The 6,605-nt window shown below is 44.9% G+C and carries 4 protein-coding genes; all 4 read left to right on the plus strand.

Annotation, left to right across the window (positions count from 1 at the left end):
- Positions 1-89 precede the first annotated feature (89 nt).
- The 4 genes from rlmD to FE810_RS16665 all read left to right on the plus strand — a co-directional run bounded on the left by rlmD (position 90) and on the right by FE810_RS16665 (position 6,309).
- The gene (gene rlmD, locus FE810_RS16650) at positions 90-1,415 is read left to right on the plus strand and encodes a 23S rRNA (uracil(1939)-C(5))-methyltransferase RlmD (RefSeq protein ID WP_138321753.1); all 1,326 of its coding nucleotides are present in this window, start codon (positions 90-92) and stop codon (positions 1,413-1,415) included.
- 204 nt (positions 1,416-1,619) lie between these two features.
- Entirely contained in the window at positions 1,620-3,812 is a 2,193-nt protein-coding gene (gene relA, locus FE810_RS16655) for a GTP diphosphokinase (RefSeq protein ID WP_138321755.1), read from the plus strand.
- Positions 3,813-3,886: 74 nt separating this feature from the next.
- Positions 3,887-4,693, plus strand: a complete 807-nt coding sequence (gene mazG, locus FE810_RS16660; RefSeq protein ID WP_138321757.1) for a nucleoside triphosphate pyrophosphohydrolase — start codon at positions 3,887-3,889, stop codon at positions 4,691-4,693.
- 482 nt (positions 4,694-5,175) lie between these two features.
- Positions 5,176-6,309: a DUF3083 family protein gene (locus tag FE810_RS16665; RefSeq protein WP_138321759.1), complete on the plus strand. Its 1,134-nt coding sequence runs from the start codon at positions 5,176-5,178 to the stop codon at positions 6,307-6,309.
- Positions 6,310-6,605 lie beyond the last annotated feature (296 nt).

A 6,605-nucleotide genomic window follows, 5' to 3' on the forward strand; every position in this document is an offset into this window, starting at 1 on the left:
TCCACCTAAAATATAACGCAGTGGAACATTTTCTCCCTCTTTCGCTGGCGTTAACCGTTGCAAAAAAACGCCAGTTATACAGGAATTTTATGGTTAAAATTTTTAAGGCTCAAAAGCGACAATCTGTTTCTGGGCAAAAACTTGAATTGGATATTCTCCGCTTTGATATCAATGGTGACGGTATCGCGCGTCACGGCAAAAAGTCGGTCTTTGTGTCAGGAGCACTGCCGGGGGAAAAAGTTCAGGCCAGGGTGACGACTGAACACGCCAAATATCTCCGGGCTCAGGCGCTAAAAGTGGCAAAACCACATGCCCAAAGAGTTACGCCTCAGTGCGCGCATTTTTATCAGTGCGGAGGCTGTGATTTCCAGCATATGGATAGTGAACTGGAACTGGAAGTTAAGAAATACAAGATTGACGAAGTGTTTAAGCGTAACGCCGGTATTGAAAACCTACCCTGGCAACCGCCTTTAACGGCAGAGTCCTGGCATTATCGACGAAAAGCACGTATCGGCGTCCAGTATAATCGCCTGAACGAACCCTTGGTTGGCTTTCGGCAAAAAAATGCGAGTCATATCACCCCGATTAAATCCTGCCCGGTGTTAGAGCCTTCTTTGCAAGGCCTGTTTGAACAACTACAACCTTTAGTCTCGCAATTACAAGGGCATCAGGTGATAGGTCACATCGAGGCCATTGCAACGGATACGGTTACCCTGATTTTCCGCTATATGGGTAAACTTGGAGAACAAAATCGTCGACGTTTAACTGAATTTGCTGAGCAAACCGGTTATCGTGTGTTTGTTACCGATGACCAACAAAATCACGCACTGTCAGGCGGTGTATTCGAACAATTATCTTATCAGATTGATGATTGCCACTTATACTTTTCCCCAAAGGATTTTATTCAGGTCAATGGCCAGTTAAATCAAATGATGGTGACGCAAGCCATGGATTGGTTGCAGTTAAACCCAAGTGATCGGATTCTGGATTTGTTTTGTGGTTTGGGGAATTTTAGTTTACCTATCGCCAGGAAAGTACAGAGTCTTACTGGAATCGAAGGGGTCATGGATATGGTGAACCGAGCTCAGGATAATGCGCACCGGAACCAGATTGATAATTGTCACTTTTATCAGGCAGATTTGAACAACCCCGATTTAACCTGGCCCTGGGCGGAACCGCGTTCCTTTACTAAAGTGCTACTTGATCCTGCCCGTGCTGGCGCATTAGGAACGATAACGCCTATTGCTGAGCTAGGGGTAGATAAGGTACTTTATATTTCATGTGATGCTGCAACAATGGCACGCGATAGTCAGTTGTTGATATCTGCTGGATATACACTTGAGAAAATCTCGCTTCTGGATATGTTTGCACAGACTCGCCATGTTGAGACGATGGCGCTCTTTTCAAAAACGTAATATTTTAAGTTTTTGAAAAGGAGGTGGAGTCAAGCACGGCCTTGAAGATGGAGTTACAGGGAAGCTGTAAAGAAAAGCTTTTTATCCACCCTCGTCAGACTCCACCCAAAAACACGACGCAAGGGAGTGGTTTTATCCACCAGCGAAGCTTACCTCAATAACAGTTTTTTGCCGTGAGGTTAAAAACTTAACTAAGGATGTTTAATGGTTTCCGTAAGAAAGTCTCACCAAATGAGCAGCGCCAGCTTTGAAGCATGGCTTGAACAACTCAATCTCCCGCCTTCTAAAAAGAACAGCGTTGAATCTCTATGGCTTGAAAAACAGACGGTTTACGCGGAGCATTTAACTTGCCAGAACAAAGCGCTTGAAATGGTTGAAATTCTTGCTGGTCTGAATATGGACAGCGATTCGTTGCTGGCGGCACTACTCGTACCGCTTGTGGATGAGGGGGTGCTCGAACTAGCCGAAGTCGAAGCTCAATACGGTAAGTCCATTTATACGCTGGTCTCTGGTGTTAGCCAGATGGATGCTATTCGCAGTTTGCAGCAACCAAGCGGTACCCATTTTGCCAGCAGCCAGATTGACAACATTCGCAAAATGTTGCTTTCAATGGTGGAAGATGTTCGTGCGGTGGTGATAAAGCTAGCAGAGCGGATTTGTAATCTTCGGGATATTAAAGAAAGTGATGAGGAAACTCGGGTAATCGCTGCCAGAGAAACCCAAAGCATTTATGCGCCATTGGCAAACCGCCTTGGAATTGGTCAGTTAAAGTGGGAACTGGAAGACGTTTCTTTTCGCTATTTACACCCGAACACGTATAAACGTATCGCTAAATTGTTGGATGAAAAACGTTTGGTTCGAGAACAATACGTATCTGATTTTGTCACCAACATTCAACATAAACTCGACCAAATGAAGATAACCGGCGAGGTGTATGGTCGCCCCAAACATATCTACAGCATTTGGAAAAAAATGCAAAAGAAAGGGCTCGATTTTGAGCAACTTTATGACGTACGAGCAATTCGGGTTGTGGTGGATAAAATTCAGGATTGTTACGGGGCGTTAGGGGTGATCCATACCAGTTGGAACCATTTACCTAGCGAATTCGACGACTATGTCGCTACCCCAAAACCCAATGGTTATCAGTCAATTCATACGGTAGTACTTGGCCCTGAAGGTAAATCCGTCGAGATCCAAATACGCACCCAGCAAATGCACGACGATGCGGAACTTGGTGTTGCTGCTCACTGGCGTTATAAAGAAGGTGCAGGGCAGGGCAAAGGCAGCTTTGACGACAAAATAAACTGGTTGCGTAAACTGCTTAAATGGCAGGAAGATGTTGCTGAATCGGAAGAGCTTGTTGAAGAGCTTCGTAATGAAGTTTTTGAAGACAGGATTTATGTATTCACGCCTAATGGCGATGTGATTGACTTACCCAATGGCTCGACGCCATTGGATTTTGCCTACTATATCCACTCCAATGTTGGCCATTGTTGTATTGGTGCCAAAGTTTCCGGTCGTATCATTCCCTTTACCTACAAGCTCAAAACCGGTGAACAAGTTGAGATCCTGACCTCGAAAAAACCAAATCCCAGCCGGGATTGGTTAAACCCTAGCCTTGGTTACTTACATACCGCGCGTGCGCGTTCTAAAGTTCAGCACTTTTTTAAATTATTGGACAAAGACAAACATATTCAGCAAGGCAAAGAACAACTGGAAAGCCAGCTGCAAAAATTTGAAGATGTGGAATTGGACTATAAGCCAATATTAAAGCGTTTCAATGTGATGTCATTAGACGATTTACATGCCGCGATTGGTGCTGGGCACGTAAAAGTTGCACAGGTGATCAATCAATTACAGGGGCAGTGGCAGAAATCCCAGCCTCAGGATGAAGTCGATCCTAAGCTGGTTATCAAAGGCAAGAGTGATAAAAACAAAGCCGATCAAAATGGTATTACCGTATCCGGTGTCGGTAATTTGTTAACGCATATGGCACAGTGTTGTCAGCCGGTTCCCGGGGATACGATTAGCGGTTTTATTACCCAAGGGCGAGGTATCTCGATTCACCGCAGTGATTGCGAGCAACTACTTAATGCCGAAAAGCAAAACCCAGAGCGCATTGTCGATGTGCAATGGGGAGATGATCAAAAATCCGGTTATCTGGTCTCGGTACAAATCGTTACCGGTGAAAGACAAGGCCTACTTAGAGATGTCACCACGATAATCGCCAATGAGAAAATCAATGTCCTTGATATGTCTTCGAAAAATGACCAAAAGCTCCATCAAAATGTGATGACCTTTAAGCTTGAGTTAGCCAATACTTCGGTACTCGAGCGATTGTTTAATAAAATCAGCCAACTTGATGATGTGATTAGCCTCGATCGGATACGTCAATAAAGGTGCGACAGTAAACGCTGTCGCTATTTTGCTCGGTTAATGATTTAGTTACGGTATTAACTCAGGAACGGATTATGTTAACAGCCCCGGCCAGTGTAGAAAAACTCATTTGGATCATGCGATCGCTTCGCGATCCAGAAAATGGTTGTCCGTGGGATCAAAAGCAAAACTTTGCTTCTATCGTCCCTTACACATTAGAAGAAGCTTATGAAGTTGCCGAAGCGATCGAAAATCGCGATTTTGATGAACTGGAAAAGGAGCTAGGGGACTTATTATTTCAGGTTGTGTTCTACGCTCAGCTTGGCAAAGAACAGGACTTGTTTAATTTTGACTCTGTCGTTGCGCAAATCTGTGAAAAGCTGATCCGCCGTCACCCGCATGTGTTTGCAGACTCAGATTTTACCTCCGACGCCGAAATTAAAGCGAACTGGGAAGCGGAAAAAGCCAAAGAGCGGCAACATAAATCACAACAGACATCATTAAGCATGCTGGCCGATATTCCTCGCAATTTGCCGGCGTTGTCACAAGCCGCCAAAATTCAAAAGCGCTGTGCGCATGTTGGCTTTGACTGGACCAATATTAAAGATGTCTTGGATAAGGTTCGAGAAGAATGTGATGAAATAGCCGAAGAACTGCAGGCGGAAAATCGAGATCAAGATGCCTTGGCAGAGGAAATCGGTGATTTACTGTTTGCAGCGGTAAATCTCGCCCGCCACGCGAAAATCGATCCAGAACAAACCCTGCGACAAGCCAATCAAAAGTTCACTAAACGCTTTCAATCCATCGAAGCACATTTTTTCGAAAGTCAGCAAGATATTAAAGCCTCCAGCCTCGACGAGCTAGAACGGTTGTGGCAAAAAGCGAAGGAGCGGAGTGAGTGAGATTCCTGCCGCAGGGCGGAATTTCTCGAAAGGTGTCAGACGCAGCAAACGACACTGCATCAAGGTGACAATTCGAAATGATATTTCGAACGGTGACAGTCCGGCATCAAAGATACCGGACGGGTGTCAAGCGTAACGAAGGTGTCAGACGCAGCAAACGACGCAGCAAACGACGCAGCAAACGACGCAGCGTCAAGGTGACAATTCGAAATGATATTTCGAACGGTGACAGTCCGGAATCAAAGATACCGGACGGGTGTCAAGCCACGCTCCTGCCTTAGTCACCTTTAGACACCTTTCGACACCTTTAGACACCGTTGCTTTTTTCACCTTTAGACACCTTTAGACACCGTTGCTTTTTCACCCCTAGACACCGTTTTCTTTCTCCCGTTTGCAATAAAACATTCACATCTCATTCATCTAAATGTCATTTACGCCACTTAAAGTTGCGCTGAGTTCTTAACTAGCCCCAGAGGTTTATTATGTTACAACATCGAACGCGCTCATCTTTAATTCGCAAGCGCAGTGCGGCTCATAAAGTCTATGTACCTGCAACGGCGAGACAGAATCAATACCTGTTGATTGAAGTGAAACCCGATTCCTTGCTTACGCAGTTTCAAAGTACCTATCCACAGACAATTCCGGAACAATTTTACCAAGCATTAACGGCTTCATTCTTTCAAATGTGTGCACAGCACAATATTGAAAATGCAAGCTTCATTGCCAAAGACAAGTTGGTTCGAGTGATTTACTCTGAAGAACAACAAGTAATAGAGACCGACCAGCAACTATTATTTTTATATAACCCTACAACTCATCAAGGGCGGCAGCGTTTTTATGACCCCCAGCGTTGGGCTCGTAAAATTCAATTGCTATTTTTGGCAACTGGAGAAGACATTCGTGAAAATGCGCCGCAATTCCATCAAAAAATTACCCAGCTCATTACCGAATTTGTTAAGCAGAATGGACTGCATTTAAATGAGATTGAAGTAAAGGACTTTCAACACCTGACCTATGATGTCTTTGCGGCTCACAAAGGCGAAAAAAGAACGCAGCCCCATGGTTTTCGACCCATTGAGCAGCGCTATTTACAGCAACAGTTGATTTTGCCCGCACAGCGTCAAACGATGACGTTTGCAATCGCTAATTTGCCGGTGACCAATGGGTTACTGAGATTGTGCGATATCGACGGCGATGCAATGGATCCTTACAATCCACTGTATACCTTGATTGCAGATAGGTTTACCAAGCTTGCCAGGCAGTATAACCTCAATCATCTGGCGATGGTTGCCAATGGTAGAATCCCGATTATCCGTCAAAGTGATGAAGACTCTATCGTACCGGAAGGAGAGTTGCTTAACCTTGGGTTCGATACCCATGCAATTAATGGTCTATTGGTCAGTCAATGGGACGCCAGTAAACTGGTCGAGACGATTCGTCTGGTATTTATTGCTAGCGATCATAATTGCAGTCATCGCGGTTACGGAAGGTTTATCAATCAAGTGACCCAGGTTTTGGCACAACTCGCAACTCAACTAGGGTACACAAAAGAAAAAGACACAATCACCTTACGGGTTCATCAACACTTGATGCACCAGCTACCAGAGCAGAATTAGCACTCTGCTCCGGTGACTCCCCTTGCCGTCATTCCCAGACACTACTGGGAATCTAAAGCACAAACAGATCCCCACTTTCGTGAGGATGACGGAACAAAGTGCAAGCTAAAGCTCTAAAGGTGACAAACACAGCTAAAAACACTGTGTTAGGGTGACGGCCGCAGCAAACAACACTGCGTCTGGTGACAAATCGAACTGAAGTTCTCTTAGGGTGACTACCCTTGCCGTCATTCCCTATATGGACTCCCGTTTCATTTCAAGGATACTATCAAAATAAATTGTAAAACTGCTTCCGC

The organism is Thalassotalea litorea (assembly GCF_005843925.1).
GTDB lineage: Bacteria > Pseudomonadota > Gammaproteobacteria > Enterobacterales > Alteromonadaceae > Thalassotalea_A > Thalassotalea_A litorea_A.

Bases quoted from the DNA above. Each gene is read 5' to 3' on its own strand.
- rlmD (WP_138321753.1), top strand. From the start codon at position 90: ATGGTTAAAATTTTTAAGGCTCAAAAGCGACAATCTGTTTCTGGGCAA.
- relA (WP_138321755.1), top strand. From the start codon at position 1,620: ATGGTTTCCGTAAGAAAGTCTCACCAAATGAGCAGCGCCAGCTTTGAA.
- mazG (WP_138321757.1), top strand. From the start codon at position 3,887: ATGTTAACAGCCCCGGCCAGTGTAGAAAAACTCATTTGGATCATGCGA.
- FE810_RS16665 (WP_138321759.1), top strand. From the start codon at position 5,176: ATGTTACAACATCGAACGCGCTCATCTTTAATTCGCAAGCGCAGTGCG.